The 24,771-nt window shown below is 53.7% G+C and carries 21 protein-coding genes; 13 read left to right on the top strand and 8 right to left on the bottom strand.

Translation table 11 applies throughout. The features are described 5' to 3' along the window. Positions 1–309: 309 nt before the first annotated feature. The gene (locus tag AC2IAX_RS02490) at positions 310–2,070 is read right to left on the bottom strand and encodes a glycosyltransferase family 39 protein (protein ID WP_494389189.1); all 1,761 of its coding nucleotides are present in this window, start codon (positions 2,068–2,070) and stop codon (positions 310–312) included. Between the two features lie 988 nt (positions 2,071–3,058). Continuing rightward, positions 3,059–3,646 carry a sll1618 family protein gene (locus tag AC2IAX_RS02485; protein ID WP_494389188.1) on the bottom strand — a complete coding sequence of 196 codons (588 nt, stop codon included), beginning with the start codon at positions 3,644–3,646 and terminating at the stop codon, positions 3,059–3,061. A gap of 688 nt (positions 3,647–4,334) precedes the next feature. On the opposite strand from AC2IAX_RS02485, the gene AC2IAX_RS02480 reads away from it, so the two are divergent. From AC2IAX_RS02480 to AC2IAX_RS02445, 8 genes are all read left to right on the top strand, one after another. Then, positions 4,335–5,153 (top strand): YdcF family protein, encoded by an 819-nt coding sequence (locus tag AC2IAX_RS02480; protein WP_494389187.1) that lies wholly within the window; start codon positions 4,335–4,337, stop codon positions 5,151–5,153. Between the two features lie 183 nt (positions 5,154–5,336). Further along, entirely contained in the window at positions 5,337–5,618 is a 282-nt protein-coding gene (gene pedR / locus AC2IAX_RS02475; RefSeq protein WP_099534603.1) for a photosynthetic electron transport-dependent transcriptional regulator PedR, read from the top strand. 140 nt (positions 5,619–5,758) lie between these two features. Beyond that, complete coding sequence (locus AC2IAX_RS02470) at positions 5,759–7,252, top strand: carotenoid oxygenase family protein (RefSeq protein WP_494389186.1); 1,494 nt, start codon at positions 5,759–5,761, stop codon at positions 7,250–7,252. Between the two features lie 117 nt (positions 7,253–7,369). Further along, entirely contained in the window at positions 7,370–7,639 is a 270-nt protein-coding gene (locus AC2IAX_RS02465; RefSeq protein WP_494389185.1) for a YciI family protein, read from the top strand. Between the two features lie 367 nt (positions 7,640–8,006). Then, positions 8,007–8,444 (top strand): membrane protein insertion efficiency factor YidD, encoded by a 438-nt coding sequence (gene yidD / locus AC2IAX_RS02460; RefSeq protein WP_494389184.1) that lies wholly within the window; start codon positions 8,007–8,009, stop codon positions 8,442–8,444. Between the two features lie 202 nt (positions 8,445–8,646). Continuing rightward, entirely contained in the window at positions 8,647–9,012 is a 366-nt protein-coding gene (locus AC2IAX_RS02455) for a response regulator (RefSeq protein ID WP_494389183.1), read from the top strand. Positions 9,013–9,153: 141 nt separating this feature from the next. After that, complete coding sequence (locus tag AC2IAX_RS02450) at positions 9,154–9,777, top strand: type I restriction endonuclease subunit R (protein WP_494389182.1); 624 nt, start codon at positions 9,154–9,156, stop codon at positions 9,775–9,777. A gap of 76 nt (positions 9,778–9,853) precedes the next feature. Then, positions 9,854–10,462 carry a Uma2 family endonuclease gene (locus AC2IAX_RS02445; RefSeq protein ID WP_494389181.1) on the top strand — a complete coding sequence of 203 codons (609 nt, stop codon included), beginning with the start codon at positions 9,854–9,856 and terminating at the stop codon, positions 10,460–10,462. Positions 10,463–10,542: 80 nt separating this feature from the next. Here AC2IAX_RS02445 and AC2IAX_RS02440 read toward each other — a convergent pair whose 3' ends face one another. The 3 genes from AC2IAX_RS02440 to AC2IAX_RS02430 all read right to left on the bottom strand — a co-directional run bounded on the left by AC2IAX_RS02440 (position 10,543) and on the right by AC2IAX_RS02430 (position 11,636). Then, entirely contained in the window at positions 10,543–11,052 is a 510-nt protein-coding gene (locus AC2IAX_RS02440; protein WP_494389180.1) for a hypothetical protein, read from the bottom strand. Positions 11,053–11,133: 81 nt separating this feature from the next. Further along, a complete protein-coding gene (locus tag AC2IAX_RS02435; RefSeq protein ID WP_494389179.1) occupies positions 11,134–11,388 on the bottom strand; it encodes a Txe/YoeB family addiction module toxin in 255 nt (84 codons plus the stop codon). After that, a complete protein-coding gene (locus AC2IAX_RS02430; protein WP_494389178.1) occupies positions 11,385–11,636 on the bottom strand; it encodes a type II toxin-antitoxin system Phd/YefM family antitoxin in 252 nt (83 codons plus the stop codon). The genes AC2IAX_RS02435 and AC2IAX_RS02430 overlap by 4 nt, the downstream gene beginning before the upstream one ends. 225 nt (positions 11,637–11,861) lie before the next feature. Between AC2IAX_RS02430 and ileS the strand changes: the two genes are divergently transcribed. Next, positions 11,862–14,690: an isoleucine--tRNA ligase gene (gene ileS, locus AC2IAX_RS02425; RefSeq protein WP_494390258.1), complete on the top strand. Its 2,829-nt coding sequence runs from the start codon at positions 11,862–11,864 to the stop codon at positions 14,688–14,690. Positions 14,691–14,779: 89 nt separating this feature from the next. Beyond that, the gene (locus AC2IAX_RS02420; protein ID WP_494389177.1) at positions 14,780–15,571 is read left to right on the top strand and encodes a hypothetical protein; all 792 of its coding nucleotides are present in this window, start codon (positions 14,780–14,782) and stop codon (positions 15,569–15,571) included. A gap of 1 nt (position 15,572) precedes the next feature. On the opposite strand, the gene AC2IAX_RS02415 is transcribed toward AC2IAX_RS02420, so the two are convergent. After that, positions 15,573–16,802 (bottom strand): DNA cytosine methyltransferase, encoded by a 1,230-nt coding sequence (locus tag AC2IAX_RS02415; protein WP_494389176.1) that lies wholly within the window; start codon positions 16,800–16,802, stop codon positions 15,573–15,575. 445 nt (positions 16,803–17,247) lie between these two features. Between AC2IAX_RS02415 and prmC the strand changes: the two genes are divergently transcribed. The 3 genes from prmC (at position 17,248) to AC2IAX_RS02400 (ending at position 21,494) form a co-directional block, all read left to right on the top strand. Continuing rightward, positions 17,248–18,156, top strand: a complete 909-nt coding sequence (gene prmC / locus AC2IAX_RS02410; RefSeq protein WP_494389175.1) for a peptide chain release factor N(5)-glutamine methyltransferase — start codon at positions 17,248–17,250, stop codon at positions 18,154–18,156. Positions 18,157–18,419: 263 nt separating this feature from the next. Beyond that, a complete protein-coding gene (gene purT / locus AC2IAX_RS02405; RefSeq protein ID WP_494389174.1) occupies positions 18,420–19,613 on the top strand; it encodes a formate-dependent phosphoribosylglycinamide formyltransferase in 1,194 nt (397 codons plus the stop codon). Positions 19,614–20,333: 720 nt separating this feature from the next. After that, positions 20,334–21,494: a histidinol-phosphate transaminase gene (locus AC2IAX_RS02400; RefSeq protein WP_494389173.1), complete on the top strand. Its 1,161-nt coding sequence runs from the start codon at positions 20,334–20,336 to the stop codon at positions 21,492–21,494. 259 nt (positions 21,495–21,753) lie between these two features. Here the strand turns inward: AC2IAX_RS02400 and AC2IAX_RS02395 are convergent, their stop codons facing one another. Together AC2IAX_RS02395 and AC2IAX_RS02390 are read right to left on the bottom strand one after the other, a co-directional pair. Continuing rightward, on the bottom strand, positions 21,754–23,019 hold the full coding sequence (locus AC2IAX_RS02395; protein ID WP_494389172.1) for a D-Ala-D-Ala carboxypeptidase family metallohydrolase: 1,266 nt from the start codon (positions 23,017–23,019) through the stop codon (positions 21,754–21,756). Between the two features lie 233 nt (positions 23,020–23,252). Beyond that, positions 23,253–24,614: a DUF3086 domain-containing protein gene (locus AC2IAX_RS02390; protein ID WP_494389171.1), complete on the bottom strand. Its 1,362-nt coding sequence runs from the start codon at positions 24,612–24,614 to the stop codon at positions 23,253–23,255. Positions 24,615–24,771 lie beyond the last annotated feature (157 nt).

Below are 24,771 nucleotides of genomic sequence, written 5' to 3'. Positions count from 1 at the left end.
ACAAACTTGTTGCTTTCTCCATTACGGGCTAGACGATGGTCGATCGCATGGAAAATTCCTGCAACAACCTAAATTTGTTCTAGCACTCATTCACCCCTCTGGGTCTCATTATCCCTCAAAATTACTGATAACTAACTAGACAGGCGACACAGACCGAATCCGGTAAAGTTCCCCTTAACCTGATACGGCTGGGTTGGATCAATCCCAATGAATTTCGACTTGGCTGGATGAGTTGGAATGGATCGAGATTCATTGAGACTGATCGAGTTTGACTGCGCCCAATCGAGGTTTGGTCAGTTGAAGGCCCGTTCAAGGAAGCAGGGAATTGCGCTGCGCCGAATCCAGCCAAAGTTGAGCTTGTTCGTCCAGGGGAGATAGATAGGGATAGATGGTGTTGGTTTGAAATTGGCGATCGACCTGCCAACCAGAACGTTGCAGTCGATCGCGCACCTCAAGGGAACTGCGAAACAACAGAAGATCATAATTGGATGGCACATTTACAGGTGATTGAGCATGTATAAATTGCATCACGACTCGAGAATTGAGGTGATAGCTGAGGGAGAACATTCGCGGCATGGTGTCGTAAGCAATAACCCAAGGTGATTCATAGCGTTCGATGACTTGAGCCAAGCGAGGAATTGCATAGCTCCCTTGTTTGTTCCACCAAGTGTTGGCAGGTAGAATCATGGCGCAAGAACTGCCGCTCGCAATCAAAAGAACACCCAAAAGACTATAGGCAATGAGCCGCTGATGAATGTGATGAATCTTCTGACCAATGCTCTGCTTGATGAACAAAAATTTGGATGAACTATTAGTGCGTTGGGCAGGGCGATCGGGAATGGCATTTGGCAACAGAAGCGTTGACAAATAACCCGTAATGGTCAGTTGCAAGCCCAAATAACAAGGCGCAAGGTAGCGAATAATGGTCGATCGAAATCCTCCTTGACTGAGGTCTAAAATCACCAATGCCAAGCCCTGCGATCCCATCATGGCCCACAATAACAATCGACTTAAAAGCGGTTGACGATAAGCTAAGTTCCAAAAACTAATGGCCACTAAAATGGCAATACCCAAGACAATTCCCTGCGCCGCGATCGGGCTGCTCAAAATCTGTCCTGTTGGCTCCCAATCTGCAAATGGTCGGGCCAGATTCAGCCACCAGTTATAAAGCAATGTGCTGAAAGGAACGGCTTGGGCGGTGAATCCGTTGGTGCGGGAAATGGTGCTGAGGTTTTGGAGAGTGGCAATGATCCAAGGCAAAAATAAAACACCAGCACTGAGGGTACTGATTCCAAAGAATTGCCATTGCCTGAGCAGCGAAGCTGGGGGAGAATTTGCCGGAGCAACTGGCTCGGTTATTGCGGATTGATTAGCCGCAGAAGATGATCTCGTGAGAGTCAATTGATCAGCCGGAACTGCCTGACTCGATCGCCAGAGCCAATAGGCCGCAACCAAGCAATATCCCCCAGCAATTAGGACTGAAAACAGATGGGTATAGAGCAACAGGGTGAGCGATAAACTCCACCCAACCCAAGCCCAAATGCCACCCGTTCTGAGTGCCCGCAACAGCAGCCAACCGGTGAGAGCAATCATGGCCGCCCAAAGGCCATATTCCCGCATTTCTTGGGCATAGAGTAAGTGAAATGGCGACAGGGAAACCATGGCCGCCGCAATCCAGCCAGCCAACGGACTACCAAACAACTCCACCGCAATGCCGGCCGATGCGGGAATGAGCAATAGGCTACAAAGGGCTGCAAAAGCTCGTTTTGTGCCCAATTCACTGCCTAAAATTTGCTCCCAAACCCTGGCGAATATATAGAAAAAAGGGGGATGTTGAGGATCATCTTCCGCGAGCGATCGAATGGTGTCATTCATCGATCGCTGCCCATGGGGTTGCTGATAGGTGGCTTGCAGTTCAGCCACGGTGCGGGGGCGCTCATCCAGCAGTTCCCTGTTGACTTCCGCAAGGGTGTAGCCCGCAATCCGAAAGGATGTGAATACTTCATCACCCCAATACACTTTGGTTTCGAGATGGCTAAATCGGAGCACAACCCCCACACCAACCAGCATGGCCAGAATCCACGCGAGCCAACGATTACCCCAAGGTTGTTTGCTTCGGGTCACGATCGTTTCTTGTGTCATTGATTTTGAACTTTCGTTAAGCAAAAATCACAGATATAGCGATCGCCCAATGAAATTTCAGGGAGATCTCCATTGCTTTTTAAGCTGACTTGTGATGCCTTTACTTGTGAATGGGTTGATTTGTGAATGAGTTGACTGATGAATCGCAAATATTCACCAAGGTGTGGATAGAGATTATCAAAATGATTTTTGACTGTGGAGGCTGTGTTTTACCGTCGGTAGCCTTGCATCTTATAACTTTCGGTTACCCATCGAATTATTTTTTGGAGCTTGTCATGGATTTCGAGGATCGATTATTCTAAATAATCAATTAGAAAATAAAAGCTAATTAGTCTAAGGGAATGTCTGAAAAGCCAAAATTGCTACTCTGTCCGCTCCAGTGATCGACGTAGGCAAGGGGCTTAAGCCCCTTGTCTCCACAACTATTGGTGCTTGGCGCGGGCCGAAAGATACTTTCCAAACATCCTCCAAGTATCGACGTAGGCAAGGGGCTTAAGCCCCTTCCACAACTATTGGTGCTTGGCACGGGCCGAAAAATACTTTCCAAACATCCTCCAAGTGTTGAGTTAAAAAAAGCACCCAAAAGAAAAGCAATTCTACGGAGTTGCATTGGAAGTTCCAGGCAAGGGTAAACAAGGTAAACCTGGTAACAACGGGCACAATAATTCCGAAATTAATTCCAAAGTTAATCTCAAAGTTTGAGTGTTGGCATCAGTGTGGGTAATAGCGCTTGAAATTTAATGAAGACAAGGGGTTGAAGCCCCTTGCCTCAATGGGGTTCTCCCGTCGGGTTGAGGATTTGAGCGATCGAGACCGATCGCCCCCAGGCCCCAGATGAGCGCGACGATCGGGGATAAATTTCCCCGCTGGTTGAGTGGCTGAGTGGATTTTTGATCGAAAACGCTTGGCCGTTGATCTAGCGACCCGGCTGCACACCCACATGCTCGATCGCCCGCACGATCGCCCGCCGTTGCAAATCGTCATAGCCCCACCGTTCCAGGAAGTCAGCGAAGGGCCCGGTTTGCTCGGTGGCTGCGGTTCGGAGTTGATGCAACAGCTCTGTGATGGAAGGGCTGGCGGCTTTTGCCAGGAGGATCGGATGGGCAGCGAAATACTGATCCAGTTGTTGAAGCAGGTTGCCCGATCGGCGGCTGGTGCGGCGAGATTGGTCAGCCATGGCCCCATCGCCCGATCGCTCGTGAATCACCACCATGGCCGCCGCCATGGCCAGGTTTTTCACCAAAAGTTCCAACACCTGGTCTGGCGATTGAGCAAGGGTGACCACAAGGGCTTCCGGCGCAGGATCCACAATCGATCGCTCGTCGGTCAAATAGACCACAAAAAAACCACGGGCCCCGGCCACATTGGCGACTAACTGAGCTGCCGCCGTTGCAAATTCTGCTGTTGTCCAGGATCCAGTAGCCCAGCGATCGAGCCATTCTTGCGTTAGCTCGATCGCCGCTTCAAAGGTTATCGGTTCCGGCAAGGTCATCGATGTTTGCATAGGATCCCATTTCAATTCATTGAGCCAATCCAGCAGACTAATTCTGAAAACCGATTAAAAGGGTAATCTTAATTACTCTGAGCGCGATTAAAACCAATCAAAAGTGATTGGCCGAAAATAATCGGCAATAATTATAGCTTGAATTTCACTGAATCGACTGGCTTGATTTTCATTTAATTTCTATTCAATGAACGGTTAAGCCCGTGTTAAGCATTTTGATCCATGCGATTGTGAATTGATTGATACTCAATGCTTTTTGCTTAATTAATGATTTTCTAAATACAGCCTTTACCTCGCTTAACAAGTACAGAAAGCTGTGGGGTGGGCATTGCTCACCGATTAACAGCTTCATGGCATCTGCGATCTGACGTACCAATCGTTTGAGGTAAAGGCTGTATTTTTGACAATTTCGATGGTAGACGATCAAGAATTTAATCTGAATTTTAAGTTTTGCCGAAAATCAATCAAAAATCAATCAACAATTAAGATTCAACTCGCTTTAGTAATTTTTAGGTTAAATACCTTTTTGGGAATTACTTTGAATTTTGTGCCGAATCTTTAAAAATCACTCATTAATTTCGTTGCCTTGTTCTGGATTAGAAGCTGAAACGGCGATTGACAAGCAAAGGCGGATTATGAATGATGAACTATGCTTTCGTCCTCGCTTTCACCCTTGCCGTCGCTGCCCATGTTTTTGTTTTTATCGAAGCTGCTGCCGCTGTTTTTCTATCCCCTGGGGCTAACTTGCGCTCTGATGGTGGCGGCGTTGGTGTTGCTGTCAATGCGGCGCGGGCGTTGGGCGGCTTGGGCGGTAGCCTTGGCGCTGGTGATTTTGTGGACGGCGGCGAATGGGTGGGTGGCGGTGGCCCTGACCCGATCGCTGGAGTCGCGGGCCCTGGTGCTTCAGCAACAGACTGGCGGCTCCGGTGACCTGCCCCGGGCCGATGCGATCGTGGTTTTGGGCGGGGGCATTAAGTCCACGGAGCCACCTCGCCCCTGGATTGATCTGGCCGATGAGGGCGATCGCACCCTCTATGCGGTGAAGCTCTATCGCGATCGCAAGGCTCCGAAGCTGATTTTTAGTGGTGGCCGGGTTGCTTGGCGAGGTGGGGGCAGTCAGCCGGAGTCGGCGGCCATGGCGGAGTTGGCGGGGGCGATGGGGGTTCCGAGTGAGGATATGTTGCAGGATCCCAATTCCTTGAACACGCGCCAAAATGCCGAAGAGGTGAAGAAAATTTTGGAGCGAGAACGGCTGCGGCGGGTGTTGTTGGTGACTTCAGCGATGCACATGCCCCGCTCGATCGCCATTTTTCGCAAGCTAGGAATTGAGGCGATCGCGGCTCCCACGGATTTTCTCTTCAGTGATCAAGATGAGCGCGAGCGGCGCAGTTCTCCTGAGGGAATCGCATTGAATTTTTTGCCCGATGCGGATAATTTGCGGGCCACAACCCGGGCCATTAAAGAATATGTGGGGATGGTGGCTTACTGGTTGCGGGGCTGGATTTAGGGCCGCCGGGATCGATCGGCTCGTGCCCCATGGGCATGTTAAGAATCGTCAAGTACACTCATAGGGATCTGAGTTGCTAAAGCAACGGGGCGTTTGGCCCGGTTGTTGTTTCCCCAGGCCGCAAGCAACTGGGGGACAATAAGTAAATATACGGATTCAACAAACGGAAAGTCTTACCGTCCCATGGATAACTGGATCTCCCTGTCCGATCGCGAACTGCAAATTGTTGAGCTAGTGGCTGCTGGTTTAACCAACCAAGACATTGCGGAGCAGTTAGAGATCAGCAAGCGAACGGTTGATAACCACATCAGTAATATCTTGACCAAAACCAGAACCGAAAATCGGGTGGCTTTGGTGCGTTGGGCGTTGCAGTGGGGCAAGGTTTGCCTAGATCAGGTCAACTGCTGCACATTACCCAACGTGCCGCCTGTGGAAGTGGAAAACGATCGCGCAACGGCTTCTTAGGAACGTCTGCCGATCGCTCCTGAGATTCATTCCAGATTCTGATCCCAGAGTTTGATCCCAGAGCCTGATCCCAGATTGATGCTAGGACAGCGCTGAACCGCGAAACACAGGCCATCATTCGCCAGGAGATTGCAAGATCAATGGTTTTGGCAACAGAGCAAGCTCAGACGAGTCGCGATCCCCAATGGTTGCCGGCCGTGCGGCGACCGGCGATCGAATTTCCGCTCACTCCCTTGACGGTGACCGCTGGGGCGATTCCCGAAAATTTGCAAGGCACGCTTTACCGCAACGGGCCGGGCCGAATGGTGCGATCGGGACAGCCCACGGGCCATTGGTTTGATGGAGATGGGGCGGTGTTGGCGGTGCATTTTGGGCGATCGCCCGATCAACCCCAAGGCCCACCCCAGGCCCGAGCCACCTATCGGATGGTGCAAACGGCGGCCTACGAACAGGAAGAAGCAGCCGATCGGTGGTTGTTTGCTAATTACGGGCAACTGGCTCCAAAACCTTGGTGGCAACGGGTGGGGCGCGATCTTAAAAATGCGGCCAATACTTCCGTGTTGCCCTGGGGCGATCGACTGCTGGCCCTGTGGGAAGGGGGTTGGCCCCATGCGCTGGATTTAGACAACTTGACCACGATCGGCCCCGATTCCCTGGATGGGGTGCTGAAACCGGGTCAAGCCTTTTCTGCCCACCCCAAAGTGGATCCAGTGACGGGCGAAATCTATAACTTTGGAGCGTTGCCGGGCCCCCGTCCCAAGCTGAACTTGCTGCGGTTCGATCGCGCCGGTCGCCTCCTGAACCAACGCCAACTGCCGCTACCGTCCCTGTCCCTGATCCATGACTGTGTGTTGGCGGGGCCCTATCTGGTCTTCTGCATTCCGCCCTTGAGTTTGGAACTGTTGCCAGCGCTGTTGAACTTCAAATGCTTCAGTGATGCGATGAAGTGGCAGGGCGATCGCCCCACCCAGGTTTGGTTTGTCGATCGCGAAACCCTGACCCTCGCCGCCACCATCGAGGCGGAACCTTGGTTTCAGTGGCACTTTGGCAACGGTTGGCAAAATCCCGATCGCTCCATCAGTCTGACCTTGGCGCGTTACCCGGACTTTGCCACCAACCAACACCTGAAGGAAGTGGCCAGCGGCAAAATCACCACCCTCGCAACATCCCAATACGTGGAATTACGGTTCGATCTCCAGCGTCGGCAATTGCTCGATCAACGAATCCTGTTCGATCGCCATTCGGACTTTCCGACCGTGGCCCCCAGCGAAGTTGGCTCCCCCAGCCGCTACAGCTACTTTTCGGCCCATCGGCCCGACCTCGATCGCCCCGAAACTTTCAAACAGGAACAATTTGGCACAATTGCCCGCCACGATGCCCAAACCGATCGCATCACCTATGCCAGCCTAGAATCAGGATGCTATCCTTCTGAGCCGTTGTTTGTGGCCGATCCGGCCGGCGACGGGCGATCGGGTTGGATCCTGAGCGTGGTCTATGATGGCAACCGGGATTGCAGCGACCTGCGCATCTGGCAGAGCGATCGGCTAGATGATGCCCCGATCGCCCGCTTAGCCCTTCCCCAGCCGATTAACCTCGGATTCCATGGGGTTTGGCATCCCAAATCCACTTCCTAAGTTGCCTGAAGGCGGTGGCTGAAAAGAGCCACGTTCAGCCACCGCTTTCATGCTTGCTTTCGCTTTCCCATCCCATGGGCAACCCCAAAACCCCTAATTCATCGCAACCCTTGAACTATGGCTAAATACATTTTGTTTGGCAGCTACTGTGAAGATGCCCTCGAAAAACGCACTCCCTATCGACAAGCGCACCTGGACGGTTTAGCCAAGCAAAAAGCAGAAGGCATTTTAATCACCCTGGGCCCCACCAAAGACAACAGCAAAGTATTTGGCATCTATGAAGCAGACAGCGAAGAAACCATTCGTCAGCTCATCGAAGCCGATCCCTATTGGGAAAACGGTATTTGGACAGAATACGAAATCAAAGAATGGATTCAAGCCTTCTAAAAACACGCCTGAGAGGATATCTCAAAAGCCTAAACAGCTACCAAACAGGTTTCACCAACCATGAAGACAAGGGGCTTAAGCCCCTTGCTCCGACGACGATTATTGCTTGCCCTATGCCTAAAATACTGCGAAGACAAGGGGCTTAAGCCCCTTGCCCCGGCAACGATTATTGTTTGACCTATGCCTAAAATACTGCTCAAAAATTCTCTGAAAAACCAGAATTGAGATGGTTGATTCTGTGGATTTCTGCCCATGTGGATGGCTCGCGGAACCCTAAACCGTAAGCTGAAATAGAGTAGTGAAATGGGCTAGCTGAACGAGTTCGCTAAACGGGCTTTTGGATCTTGATTGGTCGGGAGGATGAGACATGATTTCCCTGTTGCGATCGCTCCCTGGCCGACTGGCGATCGGGCTGGTACGCCTTTACCAAGTCTTGCTGTCGCCCTTGTTGGGCCCCAACTGTCGCTATTACCCCACCTGCTCCCACTACGCGATCGGGGCGATTCAGCGGTTTGGCCTCGGGCGCGGCGGCCTGCTAGCCTTGGCCCGCATCCTGCGCTGCCATCCCTTCCAACCGGGAGGATATGACCCCTTGCCGGAAACCTGGTCTTGGCGGGCGGCCCTGGGCCCCGGCGCGATCGACTCCGATGCAATGGCCGGCCGGCCCCATCCCCTCTGGGCCAAATATCAGCGATCGGGTAACCAGTCGATCTCCGCAGAGGCGATCGAACCCAAGGACATTGAGCCAGTTAATTTAGCCAACTTGGAAGCGGCAAATTCAGAAACAATTCAGCCAGAAGATTGAAATCTAAAAGATTGATATCCAAAAAATTAAAAAACATAAATTAATTTTGAGTCTCGATGTTTTTAGCTTCATTAACCAATCCAATCTATTAAGATTCATTCATTATCACGGCCATCATAGTCAAATTTGCCAAGCGCTACATCCTTCGCCCAAGCATAGACTTTATGGCTCACCATTCCTTTACCCATGGGAGCAACAGAAGATGAAAGTTCTAGTCGTTGATGACTATTCCACCATGCGCCGAATCATCAAGAATTTGCTGAGGCAGATTGGTTATGACGATGTTGAAGAAGCGGGTGATGGTGTTAGCGCCCTTCAGAAGTTGCGGGAGAGCAAGTTTGGGCTGATTATTGCGGATTGGAGCATGGAGCCAATGACAGGGCTGCAATTGTTAAAAGAAGTGCGAGCTAACAGCAAGCTAAGCACCACTCCTTTCATTATCGTAACGGCGGAATCCAAAACGGAAAGTGTGATTGCTGCCAAGGAAGCCGGTGTGAGCAACTACATTGTCAAGCCCTTTAATGCCGAGACGCTGAAGCAAAAAATTCAAGCCGCTTTGGGATACTAGTTAGCTTACGGTCAACTCCTAACGGTTAGTAATTGGGATCATTGATCCGGCGATCGCCCATGGAATTCAGCCAAATCTAGGCGATCGGCTTCGGTTACCAGAACAGCGCTGCAATGCTAACAATTTCTAACGGTTGCTTTCATGTCGATCGCGGTTACTGATGCCATCACAAGTCTGGCGGTTGCAGAACAAGCCCTGGCACTGGCGCGTTGGGAAGAGGGCGGCGATTTCTTCACGGAATGGCGCGATTGTTTACCGCCATTGTCGGAGGGCGATCGCGTGGCCTTGGCACAATTGCGACGACGATATCTCTATCAGCGATCGGCTGGGCAACTTTTGGAAGGAACGGTGAATCTGTTGCTGACTTCGCCCCTGTTGGCGATCGCGGGCTTTTACGATCCGCCGTTTCAAATTTGTGCGGAACCCTCGGTGGAATTGGCGATCGGGGATGGGGATGAAATCCTGCAAAGTCGTTTGGATGTGTTGGTCTTGCGCGATCGTCTCTGGATCGTGGTGATTGAGTCCAAAAAAACGGCTCTTTCAGTGTGGACAGCTTTGCCTCAATCATTGGCTTATTTGGCAGCGAATCCTGATCCCGATCGCCCCAGTTTTGGTTTTGTCACCAATGAGGATGAAATGTTTTTTGTAAAATTGCAACAGCAACCGCGTCGTTGTTACGATCTTTCGCGACTTTTTTCGCCCCTAACTTCCCTGGATGAATTGGCGATCGCAACGCAAATTCTGCGCAATCTCGGCAATCAATAGCACCGACCCGCAGCCTCTTGATCGCCTTGCTAAGCTAAGCATTAACCTAAAGTTCCCGTTTCCCTCAGGTTTCGCTATGGTTGCGTCAACCCCATCCGCTCCAAGTTTGCCGCCGTCGAGGGGCGATCGCCTGTCTTTGGCTGATTATTGGCAGCAGGAAGCGATCGCCGAGCAACGGCATGACTATCACGATGGAATTCGAGGGGCGATCGCGGGTGGATCAGAGGCGCATAGCAAAATTGCGGTGAACCTGGTGGCGTTTCTGCATTTTGCGCTGCGGGATACGGATTGGCAGGTGTATAACAGCGATTTGCGGGTTTGGATTCCTGACTATCGTTGCTGCACTTATACGGATGGGATGGTGGTGCAGGGGGAGCCGGAATTTCACGGCGATCTCAATGATGAAATTCTGAATCCTAGTTTGATTGTGGAGGTGTTGTCGCCTTCAACGGAGCGGTACGATCGGGGCGAAAAATTCCGCAAATATCGATCGCTCCCCAGCTTCCAAGATTATTGGTTGGTTAGTGCTGACGAACCCTACATCGAGCACTATTGCAAAACGGATGCGGCGGTTTGGACATTCACCAGCTACGGGGAAATCAATGCCGCGCTCTGGTTAAACAATCTGCAACTCTCAGTTCCGTTAACTGAAATCTACCGACGGGTCAACTCCCTGATCGCGTGATATTCAGCCGAAGCAACGCTTATTCGCATCGTTCCCGCGCTCTGCGTGAGAACGATATAAACTCAACTCAGACGTTACGGCTAGACCTCATAAATTGTTAAATTCCTAAACTCTGTGATTGAGCCATCACGGGTATAGCGCTTCTCGCTCATGCCAATAGAAATTACTCCATTCGCCATTTGGCTTGACAAGTTTAAATCACCCACCAAGTTGCCATTAATGTAAAACATCCCCAAACATCCGCAACACACTAGTCTGTAATGGTTTGATTCTCCTTCTCTCAGCTTTAGTTGGTAGTCACCTTGGAAAAGGGTCATATGCCAGACCATCCTCTCATCAAACCAGCCATATCCTGTTCGTCCATCTGAGTCAACAAATACTCGAACTTCTTTTCTGAAATAAATACAATTATTCCAGTGCTGCTCTGTAGTAGACCAAGGGTTGACAAATTCAACGTCTAAAATGAAGTCACGACGCTGTATTCCCGAGATGTGCGAAGCAATCCGACCTTCAGGTAAGTGTGTAATCTGACCACTGACGGGAGCCAAGATCTGATGAGCAGTTAGCTCTTGAGGGAGATTGGCTTTCATGTTGGTATTCCAGTCTTGAAGGTTAGAAGTGACTTCTGTAAATCATAGCCCGATCAGTCCTCACTAGGTCATTGTTTAGCATCAGTAGTGATAGCGGAGTTGGGCTATAAGAAGCGCGTCTTCTTCGACTTTGTAGACCATTCGGTGCTCGTCCGTGATTCGGCGTGACCAAAAGCCAGCCAGAGCGTGTTTGAGTGGTTCCGGCTTGCCAATGCCTGAAAAAGGATCGCGCTGGGTCGCGCGGATTAGCTCATTAATCCGCTTCAACATCCGTTTATCCTGCGCTTGCCAATAGAGGTAGTCCTCCCAGGCGGCTTCTGCAAAAATCAGTTTCACTCGCTTAATTCCCGTTCAACACCACCGCCTGCTAATAGTTGCTGAATTGCCCCTAACAAACGTTTCGCATTTGCCGGACTCCGTAATAAGTAAGCGGTTTCCTCCAGCGCCTTGTAATCCTCCAGAGACAACATCACCACCGCAGGCTGTCCCTTGCGCGTCACAATGATCGGCTCGTGATCATTACAAACCCGATCCATCGTGCTGGCCAAATTCGCTCGCACGGTTGAATAGCTGATCGCGTCCATTGTTCAACTCCCTAAATGTCGGCTGATATGGCCGTACAACTCATTGTACTCATCTCTAATTATCCCGGTTGGTGTTCTCTCGGACAGCCCGGCCGTCAGCCGGTAGAATCTTAGGGACTGCAACCCTTTGATGACGCAAGCGACACCGCCGTGACTGCCGACAAAACTGCCAAGGCCGAAAGCCAATATAAGGACACCGTTAACCTGCCCCAAACCGCCTTCGACATGCGGGCCAACGCCACCAAGCGCGAACCGGAAATTCAGGCCTTCTGGGCAGAAGCCAACATTTACGAAACCTTGGCAGCAGGCAACCCCGGCGAACCCTTCACCCTGCACGACGGGCCGCCCTACGCCAACGGCACGCTGCACATGGGTCATGCCCTCAACAAAACCCTGAAGGACATCATCAATCGCTACCAACTGCTGCGCGGCCGCAAAGGGCGCTACATTCCCGGTTGGGACTGCCACGGCCTGCCGATCGAACTGAAAGTGCTGCAATCCCTGGGCAAAGACGAACGCGCCGGCCTCACCCCGATCGCCCTGCGCCAAAAAGCCAAAGCCTACGCCCTCGAACAGGTCGAAGTCCAAAAGACCCAATTCATGCGCCTGGGCGTGTGGGGCGATTGGGATGATCCTTATTTGACCCTGAAGCCCGAATACGAGGCGGCGCAACTGGAAGTCTTTGGCGAAATGTTCACCAAGGGCTACATCTATCGCGGCCTGAAGCCCGTGCATTGGAGTCCCAGTTCCCAAACAGCTTTGGCGGAAGCGGAGTTGGAATATCCCGAGGGGCACATTTCCCAGTCGATCTACGCGGCCTTTCGGGTGACGGAACTGAGCGCGGCAGCTCAACCGGTGCTGGGGGAATTTGCGGCGGATTTGGGCGTGGCGATTTGGACCACGACCCCTTGGACGATCCCCGGCAACTTGGCCGTGGCCGTGAATGGGGCGCTGGATTACGCGGTGGTGGACAGGGCCGGGGAACTGGCGGGCCTGCCGCGCTATCTGGTGGTGGCCAAGGATTTGGCGGAGTCGCTGGCGGCTACCTTTGGGGCGGCCCTGACGGTGCGAGCCACGTTCAAGGGCGCGGTGTTGGAGCATTGCCAGTACAAACATCCGCTATTCGATCGCACCTCACCCGTGGTGATCGGCGGCGAATACATCACCACGGAATCGGGTACAGGGCTGGTGCACACGGCTCCCGGCCATGGTCAAGAGGACTTCATCACCGGGCAAAAGTACGGGTTAGGCGTGTTGTCGCCCGTGGACGATCGGGGCAACTTCACCGAGGAGGCGGGCCCCTTTGCTGGGTTAAACGTGCTGAAGGATGCCAACGACGCGGTAATCAACGCCCTGACCGAAGCGGGATCGCTGCTGAAGCGGGAACCCTACGCTCACAAATATCCCTACGATTGGCGCACCAAGAAGCCGACGATCTTCCGGGCCACGGAGCAGTGGTTCGCGTCGGTGGATGGCTTCCGCGAGGCAGCCATGGCGGCGATCGGGGAGGTGCGCTGGATTCCGGCCACGGGCCAAAACCGGATTGAGTCGATGGTGGGCGAGCGATCGGACTGGTGCATTTCCCGCCAGCGCAGTTGGGGCGTGCCGATTCCGGCGTTTTTCGATGCGGAAACCGGCGAGGTGCTGATGAACGGCGAGACGATCGCCCATCTGCGCGACATTTTCCGCGATCGCGGCTCCGATGCCTGGTGGGAACTGCCCATCGCCGACCTGTTGCCGGAACCCTACCGCAGCAACGGTCGCACCTACCGCAAAGGCACGGACACGATGGATGTGTGGTTCGACTCCGGTTCCTCCTGGGCGGCGGTGGTCAAACAACGCGGCCTCAGCTATCCCGCCGACATCTATTTAGAAGGCTCCGACCAACACCGGGGTTGGTTCCAATCGAGCCTGCTCACCAGCGTCGCCAACTCGGGCCATGCGCCCTATAAAACGGTGCTGACCCACGGGTTTACGCTCGATGAACAGGGCCGCAAAATGAGCAAATCCCTGGGCAACATCATCGACCCGCTGGAAATCATCAACGGCGGCAAGGATCAAAAACAAAACCCGCCCTACGGTGCGGATGTGCTGCGGTTGTGGGTCTCGTCGGTGGACTATTCCTCCGATGTGCCGATCGGGAAAACAATCCTGAAACAGATGGCCGACGTGTATCGCAAGATCCGGAATACGGCGCGGTTCCTGTTAGGTAACCTGCACGATTTCGACCCGGCTACCGATGCGGTTCCCTACGATCAACTGCCGGAACTCGATCGCTATTTGCTCCATCGAATCTCGGAAGTGTTTGGCGACATTACGGAAGCCTTCGACAGTTTCCAATTCTTCAAATTCTTCCAAACGGTGCAAAATTTCTGCACGGTGGATCTGTCGAATTTCTATCTAGATATCGCCAAGGATCGGCTCTACATCAGTGCGCCGGCCGCCGTGCGTCGTCGCAGTTGCCAAACGGTGTTGGCGATCGCCCTGGAAAACCTGGCCAAGGCGATCGCCCCGGTGCTCTGCCACATGGCCGAGGATATCTGGCAAGCGATTCCCTACACCAAATCCCATCCATCGGTGTTCCAAGCCGGTTGGACGGCGATCAATCCCGCCTGGTCGCAACCCGCCCTCGCGGAAAAGTGGCAGAGCTTGCGCCAAATCCGCACCGAAGCCAACAAGGTCTTGGAAGCAGCCCGCAAGGACGGGGCGATCGGAGCCAGCCTAGAAGCCAAGTTGCTGCTCTATGTGGCCGATGATTCCCTGCGCGATCAACTGTCAAAATTCAACCCGGTTTCGTCCCTGGGCGATGACACGAATGGGGTCGATGAATTGCGCTATTTGTTCATCACCTCCCAAGTGGAATTGCTCGATGGGGTCGATCGGCTCCAGGGCTTGAAATACAGCTTTGAATCGGAGCCGCTGGGCGTGGGCGTGGTGGATGCCGAGGGCCACAAGTGCGATCGCTGCTGGAACTATTCGCCCTCGGTCGGCACGATTGAGGAACATCCTTTGGCGTGCGATCGGTGCGTTTCGGCCTTGGCTGGCACTTTTTAAGGCTGGCGACATTGCGGGCGCGCATCGGTGCGCCCCTACTTGGAATATGCTGAATGATTCTGCTCTGCTAATCATCTCAGCCGGACTTTATGGATGATTTGAAAATAGATGACTTGAGATCGCTATCTTTGGGCGATCGAGCAACGTTGATTGATACTTATGCCCAGTCAATCACAGTTCCTCCACAGATTAAGCCCAGTTTGCAGACGGCCTATCAGCGAGCAGCGGTAATCAAGCCATTATTGTTGGATTATTGCCACGAACAAATTACAGCCGATCGGCAAGGTAAATCTGTACTCGATCGCCTAAACCAATCAGAGGCGATCGCCCAAAAATGCCATGAATTTGCCCAGCAATTCATTAACTCAATCCCGTCTTTGGTGCGATCGCCCGATCAAATTGCGGAGAATCCGAAAAATCTCTATGAACTCTGTGGGGCGACACTCTTTACCGCTAGTAATGCAATTTCCCGAAGCTTAAGCACCAAAATGGGCCAACCCTGGGAAGATTTAGCCAAGATTAGTCCTTATACTATTAGCCCAGAAAAAGACTTTGGAATCAAGATTACAGGGATCGACATCATCATTTTTGAGGTAGGTCAAACCAACCCGATCTTTACGCAACTCAAGACGACACCGGGCACATTGACAGGTAGCCAAAAGCCCAGATCTCAAGAAGAGTTAGCTATCCATGAATTTTCTTTATTTGCTGCTGCATTCTGTTTAGGAACTTGGAACTTTTCGAGTCCCACAATTTCTCGGGCTTGTGGTCATGAATTTTGGTCAAAAATTGGGATTGAGTATGAACTAGTTGAGAGCAGCGTAAAAACTATGATCTTGAATATTGAGGCGGCCTATCTTGCTTTTCAAAGTGAGCAATAGATCAAAAGATGTCTAAGCAAAGTTGCTGTAATTGAGCATGACGCGGTTCAGTCTGCTCCGGGCTGCCAACTACATCGGCCCACCAGCTCACGTCATCGGTTTTAGAGTAGCGGGAATAGGGAAAATCAGGATATTGGGTTTCAGTTTGACCATCGAGATAATCCAACAACATTTGACCGATCGCCTTTCCTAGTGAACAGGGAACCGCATTACCAATTTGGCGATAGCGATCGAGCAATCCACCAGCAATCACCCAATCATCGGGAAATTCCTGTAAGCGTTTATATTCCTGAACACTCAAAGGGCGATCTTCCTCGGGATGCGCCAAGTCGGTAGCGGGCATCGCTGGATGAGTCACGATCGTTGGTGATGGTTTATCCCAGGCTAGACGGCGATAAAAACCTGTTTTTCCACCCACTGCTTGATAGGAACCGCCCAGGGCCTCTGCATGTAATTCTGGTGGCAAATCTCGCCAATATTGTCCGGCTTTGAGCAGGCGATAATATTTCAAGCGCTTTTCAGGAAATTTCACAAATTCATGCCCTTCAGTGGGTAAGCCCGCTAAGGCATCTTTTAGCGTCCGCCAGTACGGCAAATTGTGCAGTCCTGTTTCAGAATGTGTTGGTGTTAAATAGGGCAATTTCTGGCCATCACGACTGCAAGCGATCACCACTCGCTCGCGTTGCTGAGGTGATCCAAAATTAGCAGCATTGTATAGATTGAACGAAACACTGTAGCCAGCAGCTTTAATTTTTTGAATGATATGCACTAGGGCGCTACCGCGTTTTTCTTCTGGTTTCAGGGGTGGTGCATCTTTGCCACGCAGGTGCATGGGCCGATGCTGAAGGGTGGCTGATAGTAATCCTCGAACATTTTCTAGGACGAAAAAACGAGGATTTAATTCAAGTACCAAGTCGATAAATAACAAAAAGACATTGCCGCGATCATCATTGAAGCTTTGGCGCTTTCCAGCACTACTAAAAGCTTGGCAAGGTGGCCCACCCACAACCAAATCCAGATCCTGATTAGTTTTTAGATTGGCTAGGGATCGAACTTCTGAGGCTGTGTAATCTCTCACGTCGCCCAATAGGGGCAGGTGGGGACGGTTTAGCTGAATGGTTGTTCGAGCTGCTGGATCGATCTCGGATGCGAGTAATACTTCAATGCCCGCTTTTTCGAGACCTAAATCAAGACCCATACAACCTGAAAAAAAACTTAAGGCTTGAATCATGTGAAGACTATTATTAATTGGTGGTAAGGAATTCGGGCTGATAGTACCGGCTGATAATCACTAAAAATTAGGACATCGCACTTTTCAGATTACTGACTTTGCCATGATATGAAGTTCCTTGCAAAAATCAAAAAATCTGAGGATCAAGATCTGGGGATAGTGTTGAAGCTCAGAATTGACACCCGCGCCTGAAGCATTCTGTGGTGGTTGCGATCGGTGCGTTTTGGCCTTGGCTGGCGTGTTTTAGGCGAAATTGTCCCTGAAATGGATTGCCGATCGGCTGAGGCGGTGTTTGGGCCGGTGGTTGCCGTTGATCCTTCAGTGGATTCCAGGCGCACAATTTGTGGCCCAGTCATTGCGAGAAGGGCCATGAAGCGGTACAAAGCGATCGCAGCGGGGCACTGTTCACCCGGGGTCTTGTGGCAATTGCGGAGCAGTGTAATCCATGACAGCGGACTTTTGGACTTGGTATGCACAAGCGCGCCGCCAAGCATCGGAGCAGCAAGTACCCATCGGGGAACTGGATTGGCTCCTGGTCGAATGGGCCGGGGTCGATCGGCTGCGGCTGCGGCTCCAGGTGGGCGATCTGCCTTCGGGAATCGACCTAGAACGATTGGATCAACTGTGGCAGCGGCGATTGGTCGATCGCGTGCCGGTGCAGTACCTGGCGGGGGTGGTGGGCTGGCGTAACTTTCGGCTGCGCGTTTCCCCGGGGGTGCTGATTCCTCGACCCGAGACGGAGTTAATTGTGGACTTGGCTTGGGAGCTGACGGCGACTAACGCCCTTTTGCGGCGCGGGGTTTGGGCAGATTTGGGGACGGGGAGCGGGGCGATCGCCCTGGCGCTGGCGGAAGCCATGCCAGAAGCAACGATTTGGGCGGTGGATCAATCGACAACGGCGCTGGAAATTGCCCACCTCAATGCCACGCACACAGGGCTGGATCACCGAATTCACCTCGCTTTGGGGAACTGGTTTGAACCTTTGGCAGATTTGGCCGGCCACCTGGCGGGGATGGTTTCTAATCCGCCCTATATCCCAAGCGCGGAAGTGCCTGTCTTGCAGCGGGAGGTGGCCGACCATGAACCCCATGGGGCTTTGGATGGTGGGCCCGATGGCCTCGATTGCTTGCGCCATTTGGTGAAGTTGGCTCCGGCCTATCTCCGACCGGGCGGCGTTTGGCTGGTGGAGGTGATGGCTGGGCAGGCTCCAGCGGTGATGGAACTGTTGTGGGCCAAGGGGTCGTATCAGGAGATTATGACTCATCGGGATTTGGCGGGAATTGATCGATTTGTTTCAGCCAGATACCAACCGCTACGTCGCCCGCTCCCTGTGGAAATCGCCCCCACCGCGTGATAATAGGAAGGTTATCTGAACGGGCTTTTGCCCTGGGTTGCCTGAGCGATTTCTAAGGGGCGATCGGGACTGCGATCGGGTGATGGGTGCTTGATTGGGTGGGTGCGCTGGGATCAGTGCCGCCTCCAGAAAGAGCCGGATCCAGTTCAATGGCATTGACCGCATCCGGGAAAGCGTTCAGGCAAAAATGTTCAGGGAAAACGTGGCTTCTAGTCTGGGGCTGCGGCGTTGGTGATCGTTCAGCTATGGTGTGTTGAAAGTTCATGTCCGTCACCGGTTCTACTTTGCCTAAAACCTTTTTGCTGCTTGGCTCCGGCGAGTTAGGCAAAGAGTTTGCGATCGCGGCCAAGCGTCTGGGCAACCAGGTGATTGCGGTTGATCGCTATGCCAATGCGCCCGCGATGCAGGTGGCCGACGAGGCAGAGGTCATCTCAATGTTGGATGGGGATGCGCTGGAGTCGATCGTCACGAAGCATCGTCCAGATTTCATCGTTCCGGAAATTGAAGCGATTCGCACCGAAAAGCTCGCGGAATTTGAAGCTCGCGGAATCACCGTTATTCCAACGGCCGCCGCCACCCACTACACCATGAACCGCGATCGAATCCGGGACTTGGCGGCGGGCGAGTTGGGGGTGCGCACGGCTCGCTATGGCTATGCGGCCACCTTGGCGGAATTGCAGGCCGTGGCGGCGGAGATTGGCTTTCCGAATGTGGTGAAGCCGGTGATGTCTTCGTCGGGCAAGGGGCAATCCGTGGTGCGATCGCCCGAGGAGCTACCCACCGCCTGGCAATACGCCACCGAACAGGGGCGCGGTGACCAAGCCAAGGTGATTGTTGAAGAATTTATTCACTTTGAGCTGGAGATCACGCTGCTGACCATTCGGCAGTGGGCGGGGCCGACGTTGTTTTGTCCCCCGATCGGCCATCGTCAAGAACGCGGTGACTATCAAGAATCCTGGCAACCAGCCCCGATCACCCCAGAACTGTTGAAACAGGCCCAGTCGATCGCCCAGCGGGTGACGGAGGCCCTGGGCGGCGCGGGCATTTTTGGGGTGGAATTTTTCATCACGCCTGACGCTGCCATTTTTTCTGAGCTGTCACCCCGCCCCCACGACACGGGCATGGTTACCTTGGTCTCCCAAAACCTGAATGAGTTTGAGTTGCACCTGCGGGCCATTTTGGGGTTGCCCATCCCAGAAATTACGGTTTACGAGCCGGCTGCGAGTGCTGCCATTTTGGCCAATCGCCAGTCAGATCCCGCAGAGTCGGTGGTCTATGACGGGTTGGCGGAAGCCCTGATGGAGCCGGGCACAGATGTTCGGTTGTTTGGCAAACCCAGCACCCGTCAATACCGGCGAATGGGGGTGGCCCTGGCGCGGGCTGACTCGATCGACCAGGCCCGGGCCAAGGCAAATCGAGTGGCGCGATCGGTTCAAGTCAACCTGACAGGGCTATAGGGAGCCGATGGGGCCGCTGAATATGCTGCTGGAGCGATCACCCCAGCGGCCAGCGATGATCGCTCCCCGAGGTCAGCCAGAGCTGAGGCCCCAACCGGTTTTCGATTGCGTTTTCTGGAGTCCAGTGTTTTTGCAAGGAGAATCTCGGTATGATGAGGGCGATCGTCCAAACGCATCCTCAAAAATCTTGAGAAATGTTGGCCGCTGTGGTTTTGGGACTCGCTCATTGTTGAAAAACCTTCAGCCCCATTCGGCCGCTTTTAAGTCAAGCCATCTTTAGGTTAAACCGCCAATCAATTCTTGTTTCAATGCTGGTCATTTCTGCGCTAATTTGTGGCCTTTCAATCCGATGCTATGGAAGACCCAACTCATCAACCCATCCAATAAATTGCATCAGTCCGGTTGAATTAGCCTGAGCGAATTAGCCCGACTAAATTAGCCCAATGAAACTAGCTTGATTAGACTGGCTTGCTTGAATTAGATTAAGTTCGTGTTCCGCCTGTGATTCAGTTCGCGATTCAAGGGGGGGATCCTAGCCAAATCACAGACCAACTACAGATCAATAGCAGATCAACAGCAGATTAATATCGGTGTTGCCCATCTAATTGCAGTTGAAATTGAATTTTTTGGGGTTTGTTTCAGATTTTTTGCGCAGCCAATTCCGTTGTTTGAAGACGGAAGGCCGGTCAACCTCCCTAACAGACATTTGTAGCCTGCACCATGTTGGAGTTTTTGCGTCCAGATTTGGTTGAGTTTGTCGCCTATCAGGCTCACCCGGGGGGAGAGTTACCCACGGGCGTTGAGATTGATCGTCTGGACACCAATGAATGTCCCTATCAGTTGCCGGAAGCGCTGAAAGAAAAACTCTGCTTAACCTATCAGAACCTGATTGAAACCAACCGTTACCCGGGAGGCGATCATACGGATCTGAAGCGGGCGATCGCCCAGTACGTGAATGAAGCCTGCTCGGCCATTGCCAACGGCACGGCGGAGGCGATCGCCCCTGGGCAAATTTCCGTGGGGAATGGCTCGGATGAATTAATTCGATCGATCCTGATTGCCACCTGTGTGGGCGGTCGTGGTCGTGTGTTGGTGGCCCAGCCCACCTTTGGCATGTATGGGATTTTGGCCCAAACCCTGGGAATTCCGGTGGAGCGGGTGGGCCGATCGCCCAAAACCTTTGAAATTGACCTGGATGCCGCGCGTCAAGTCATTGCCCAAGCACAACTGACCCCCTCGCCCGTGCGGGTGGTGTGGATGGTGCACCCCAACTCTCCCACTGCCAACGCTCTGACGACAGCGGAACTCAACTGGCTGCGGGGGCTGCCATCCAATATTTTGGTGGTGATTGACGAAGCCTATTTTGAGTTCAGCCGTCGCACCGTGGTGGGCGAACTGCAAGCGCGGCCCAACTGGGTGGTGTTGCGAACGTTCTCGAAGGCGTTTCGATTGGCGGCCCATCGGGTCGGTTACGCGATCGCCAATCCCGAGTTGTCCGCCATCTTGGAAAAGGTGCGCCTACCCTACAACCTGCCCAGTTTTACCCAAGCGGCCGCCCTCGCCGCGTTGGCCCACCGTCGAGATCTGTTGGCGATCGTTCCAGAGATTTTGACGGAGCGCGATCGATTGCTCCAGCAGTTGCGGGCCCTGCCAGGACTGGAACTGTGGGATAGCCAAGCGAATTTTCTTTACGCTCGCCTGAAGGGAGCCGCCAACACCGATGAAGCCATGGCTCATCTGGTGCAGCAGCTTAAGCAGCAGGGAACCCTAATTCGTCACACAGGAGGCGGATTGCGCATTACCGTGGGCACCCCGGCGGAAAATGCGCGTACGGTCGATCGAATGCGGGTGGCGTTGGCGCAAACTGTCGCCTCCCGCTAGGCTATCGGGCTGAAATTGGCTGAACCGTGTCGAAAAAATTTGCAGCAAAAGCGCTTCTCCCCGATCGATTGGCGGGAAGCACTTTTTCAGAAGCCAGATTTTAGCAGCCAGGTTTTAGGAACCAGAACAAGTCTCATCAATCACCGAAGACAAGGGGCTGAAGCCCCTTGCCCCACGGCTATTCGTGCTTTGCAAGTCCCTCAAGTTGCTTCTCAGACACCCGCTTAGAAGCTGGATGAGATCTCACTTATATCAGACATTAATTGCCGTAATTCCACCGGGCCCGATATCCCCGATTATCCACATGGGTGAAGGTGGAGCCATACCCCAGACCGCCTTCCCACCAAGGATCCAAAATCCGCTGCACCGCTTGGGGCGAAAGACCCTCCACCACAAAATCCACCCCATGGCCTCGCATGTGGGTTGAGTTGGAAGCGCCCCCCACGGCCCGGTTCACCGCTGGCGGTCGATACCAACTGGTGATGGTGATGGCGCGATCGCCCAATTTGGTGCGAATTCGCTGCATCTGTTGAGCCATCCGCACAATGTTGCGGGCAATTTCTTCCGATTCAGGAAGTCTGGTGCCGTCCTTAGTCGCTTCTCCCCAGAAAAAGGATCCGTTCGGCACAATTGGATCACGGGTTCCCACCACCCCATAGCCAGGGATCCGAATGGCGGGGCCGCGGGAAGGTGCTGGGCTAGGACTGGGCGCGGGCTGAGGTGCGGGCGCAGGAGCAGGTCTTGGGGCGGGGGCAGGAGTCGGGGCGGGGCTAGGAGCGGGAGCCGGGGCAGGGCTAGGAGCCGGACTGGCCGAAAGCAACTGATCGGCATCAATTAAATCCACATGGCCGGCAAACACAAACCAAGTTTGGCGATCGCTCACCGGCTCACTGAGCTGCACCTGATAGTGGCTACCCGATCGACTGATGGCCCGAATCCGAAAATCGCCCGGTGCTACAGACACCTCTTCATCATCCTTGAGTTCTGCGGAAGAGACGGGGCGCTGCTTAAAGATGGTGGGCACTTTGACCCGAATTTTGGGCAGAGGCGGAAAATTAGTTGCGTCCTTTGGCGGCGGGTAGGGCGGCACGTTCAACAACTCAATGTGCCCCTTAAACACGACCCAATTTTTGCGATCGCGCAGGGGCTGCATCAACACCACGCTCAGGTGGGAATCGGGCGCTTCTTCGTAGCTTTCAAGGGGAAACTCACCCCGGGCCACGCTCAACTTTTCCGCGCTGCTCAGGGCCGAAGACAGGGCCACACGGGTTTTAAAAACGGTTTCGCTCTTGACAACCAGGGTGGGGACGGCGGCAATTTCCAAGTGATCTTTAAATATGAACCACTCTTGACGATTCCCGATCGGCTCAATCAGGGTCACCCGATAGTGATTCCCTTCCAAGACGGCCGCCTGTACCGTGAGTTCGCGGGGGGCAACCGAGAGTTTTTCTGCGGTTGGCAGTTCACTCGACGAGACTGGCCGGCTTTTGAAGATCGTGGGTTGAACGATTTTCAGCTTCACCATAGGTTGCACCACACCGAAATACAGCGCCCAGTTATCGTGAACTGGTTGCAGTTACTTGGACATGCTAGCCATCAATGGGTTGGATGGCTTGAAGCTTCAAGGATTTTTACGAATTTTGCCACTCTCGTTGCTCGATCGCCATGGGGCTTCAGCCCTCGATCGCTTGGATTGGCCCTAGCAACTCATGCGCGGTGTCTACCCCATGCTGATCATTGGTTTAGGCCAGCTCAACGTTAGTAGTCATAGCTGCTGCCGCCGAGGCCGCTGGGGGGCGCAATTCGGGGATCCGGCGCGATCGCCAGCCATAGGGGAAACTGCAACAACGAAAGGCTAATGCGGCCGTCGGACTCATCCACCACAATGAACGGCACGCCACCGCCCCGCTGGATTCGATCGGCCCGTTGCGCCAAGGGATCCGGGGACTCAAATAGCATCACGCCCTGTTCGGCTCCGAAGTCAGCGCGGGAAATGCCCAGGGAATCTTGCAGGCCGCGCCGCCAGTCGCCCAGTCGCTCGGGACTGTCGATCAGGATCAGGGTTCGGAGTCGATCGCCATGGATGGCCCGCAGCACGGAGATGGTGGCGGAAACCACCAGGATGTTTTGGAGGCGGCTGCCCATGGTGCGCAGGGCCCCTCGACCGCTGAGGTCAAAAAACCACTGACTGACCCGATCGGCATGAACCTGCTCAAAGGTGCGCCGCAAACGCCACGGGGGGCCGTAATAGTCCGGCCGGGTGCGATATCGCTCGAGAATTTGCTCAATTTTGCGACGATCGCCCTGAAATTGCCCCTCGATCGCAGTGGGTGGCGTGGGGGTCGATCGCTCCGGAGCCGGGGCCGGAGTTGGGGCGGGCGGCGGCGCAAAGGATAATTCCTCAGCGGCGGCCACCAACTCTTGCAAACTACCCACCAGGTAGTCCTTAAACCCCTGAACCCTGGCGGCAACGTTTTGGGATGCACCGGCAAAGGTGCTTTTCATTTCCTGGCGAATGCGTTCCTGACGGCGCTCCAGTTGCTCAATGCTGGCGGTCAGGTTTTGGCGGCGCTGTTCCAACTCGGCAGTTCCCAAGCTGAGAATGCGGCTGAGGTCACGACGGGCTTGGGCAATTTCCGCCAGCAGTTGATCTCGCTGGGTCTGGAGATCGGCCACGCGATCGGCCAGGGATTGGGCAGCCGAGTTGGTACTTGCATCTAGCTCTGGGTCTAGATTTGGAGTTGAACTTTGATCGGGATCGGGGTTTGCACTTGAAGTGGCTGCTGGCGTTGCCCGATCGGGGTTGTCCGCCGGAGGCGCTGCCGACTCTGGAGCCGTGACGATCGGGGCCGGAGCCACCGGGGAGCTGTCGATCGGGGATTGTGAGTCGATCGTTTCCGGTGTCGCGGCCGGTTCGGGTGGGGGGGAAGCCTCGGGAGCCGAATTGGCGATCAATTCCCCTGCTGCTGTGCTCGATCGATTCGCCGAGCTGACCGGTGTTTCGGCCGCCGCCGTTTCTCCCACCTGGGGCGATGGGGCAGGGGTGGGCAACGGTTCATCGTCCCAGTTGGTTTCCGAGGGGCGATCGATCGATTCGGACAGATCAGCAATATCAGACATTTCAAGCACTAGATTGCAAACAGTGGAACGCTCAAGGGGAACAACACCGAGCGTTTAAACCTTGGCCGCCATCATCCCAGTTCCTTGAACGATTATGATTCGTAACTCCACCCGATTTTCGGTCGGGTTTCCCGAAAGCGACCGAATCCCGCTCGAT

The organism is Limnothrix sp. HT2024 (assembly GCF_059138625.1).
Note: the sequence above shows the minus strand (reverse complement) of the source record. Positions and strands in the feature narration are given on the sequence as shown.

Bases quoted from the DNA above. Each gene is read 5' to 3' on its own strand.
- AC2IAX_RS02420 (WP_494389177.1), top strand. From the start codon at position 14,780: ATGGATGATTTGAAAATAGATGACTTGAGATCGCTATCTTTGGGCGAT.
- AC2IAX_RS02440 (WP_494389180.1), bottom strand. From the start codon at position 11,052: ATGAAAGCCAATCTCCCTCAAGAGCTAACTGCTCATCAGATCTTGGCT.
- pedR (WP_099534603.1), top strand. From the start codon at position 5,337: ATGGATAACTGGATCTCCCTGTCCGATCGCGAACTGCAAATTGTTGAG.
- AC2IAX_RS02390 (WP_494389171.1), bottom strand. From the start codon at position 24,614: ATGTCTGATATTGCTGATCTGTCCGAATCGATCGATCGCCCCTCGGAA.
- AC2IAX_RS02470 (WP_494389186.1), top strand. From the start codon at position 5,759: ATGGTTTTGGCAACAGAGCAAGCTCAGACGAGTCGCGATCCCCAATGG.
- ileS (WP_494390258.1), top strand. From the start codon at position 11,862: ATGCGGGCCAACGCCACCAAGCGCGAACCGGAAATTCAGGCCTTCTGG.
- AC2IAX_RS02485 (WP_494389188.1), bottom strand. From the start codon at position 3,646: ATGCAAACATCGATGACCTTGCCGGAACCGATAACCTTTGAAGCGGCG.
- prmC (WP_494389175.1), top strand. From the start codon at position 17,248: ATGACAGCGGACTTTTGGACTTGGTATGCACAAGCGCGCCGCCAAGCA.
- AC2IAX_RS02400 (WP_494389173.1), top strand. From the start codon at position 20,334: ATGTTGGAGTTTTTGCGTCCAGATTTGGTTGAGTTTGTCGCCTATCAG.
- AC2IAX_RS02465 (WP_494389185.1), top strand. From the start codon at position 7,370: ATGGCTAAATACATTTTGTTTGGCAGCTACTGTGAAGATGCCCTCGAA.
- AC2IAX_RS02395 (WP_494389172.1), bottom strand. From the start codon at position 23,019: ATGGTGAAGCTGAAAATCGTTCAACCCACGATCTTCAAAAGCCGGCCA.
- purT (WP_494389174.1), top strand. From the start codon at position 18,420: ATGTCCGTCACCGGTTCTACTTTGCCTAAAACCTTTTTGCTGCTTGGC.
- AC2IAX_RS02445 (WP_494389181.1), top strand. From the start codon at position 9,854: ATGGTTGCGTCAACCCCATCCGCTCCAAGTTTGCCGCCGTCGAGGGGC.
- AC2IAX_RS02455 (WP_494389183.1), top strand. From the start codon at position 8,647: ATGAAAGTTCTAGTCGTTGATGACTATTCCACCATGCGCCGAATCATC.
- AC2IAX_RS02450 (WP_494389182.1), top strand. From the start codon at position 9,154: ATGTCGATCGCGGTTACTGATGCCATCACAAGTCTGGCGGTTGCAGAA.
- AC2IAX_RS02415 (WP_494389176.1), bottom strand. From the start codon at position 16,802: ATGATTCAAGCCTTAAGTTTTTTTTCAGGTTGTATGGGTCTTGATTTA.
- AC2IAX_RS02480 (WP_494389187.1), top strand. From the start codon at position 4,335: ATGTTTTTGTTTTTATCGAAGCTGCTGCCGCTGTTTTTCTATCCCCTG.
- AC2IAX_RS02430 (WP_494389178.1), bottom strand. From the start codon at position 11,636: ATGGACGCGATCAGCTATTCAACCGTGCGAGCGAATTTGGCCAGCACG.
- AC2IAX_RS02490 (WP_494389189.1), bottom strand. From the start codon at position 2,070: ATGCTGGTTGGTGTGGGGGTTGTGCTCCGATTTAGCCATCTCGAAACC.
- yidD (WP_494389184.1), top strand. From the start codon at position 8,007: ATGATTTCCCTGTTGCGATCGCTCCCTGGCCGACTGGCGATCGGGCTG.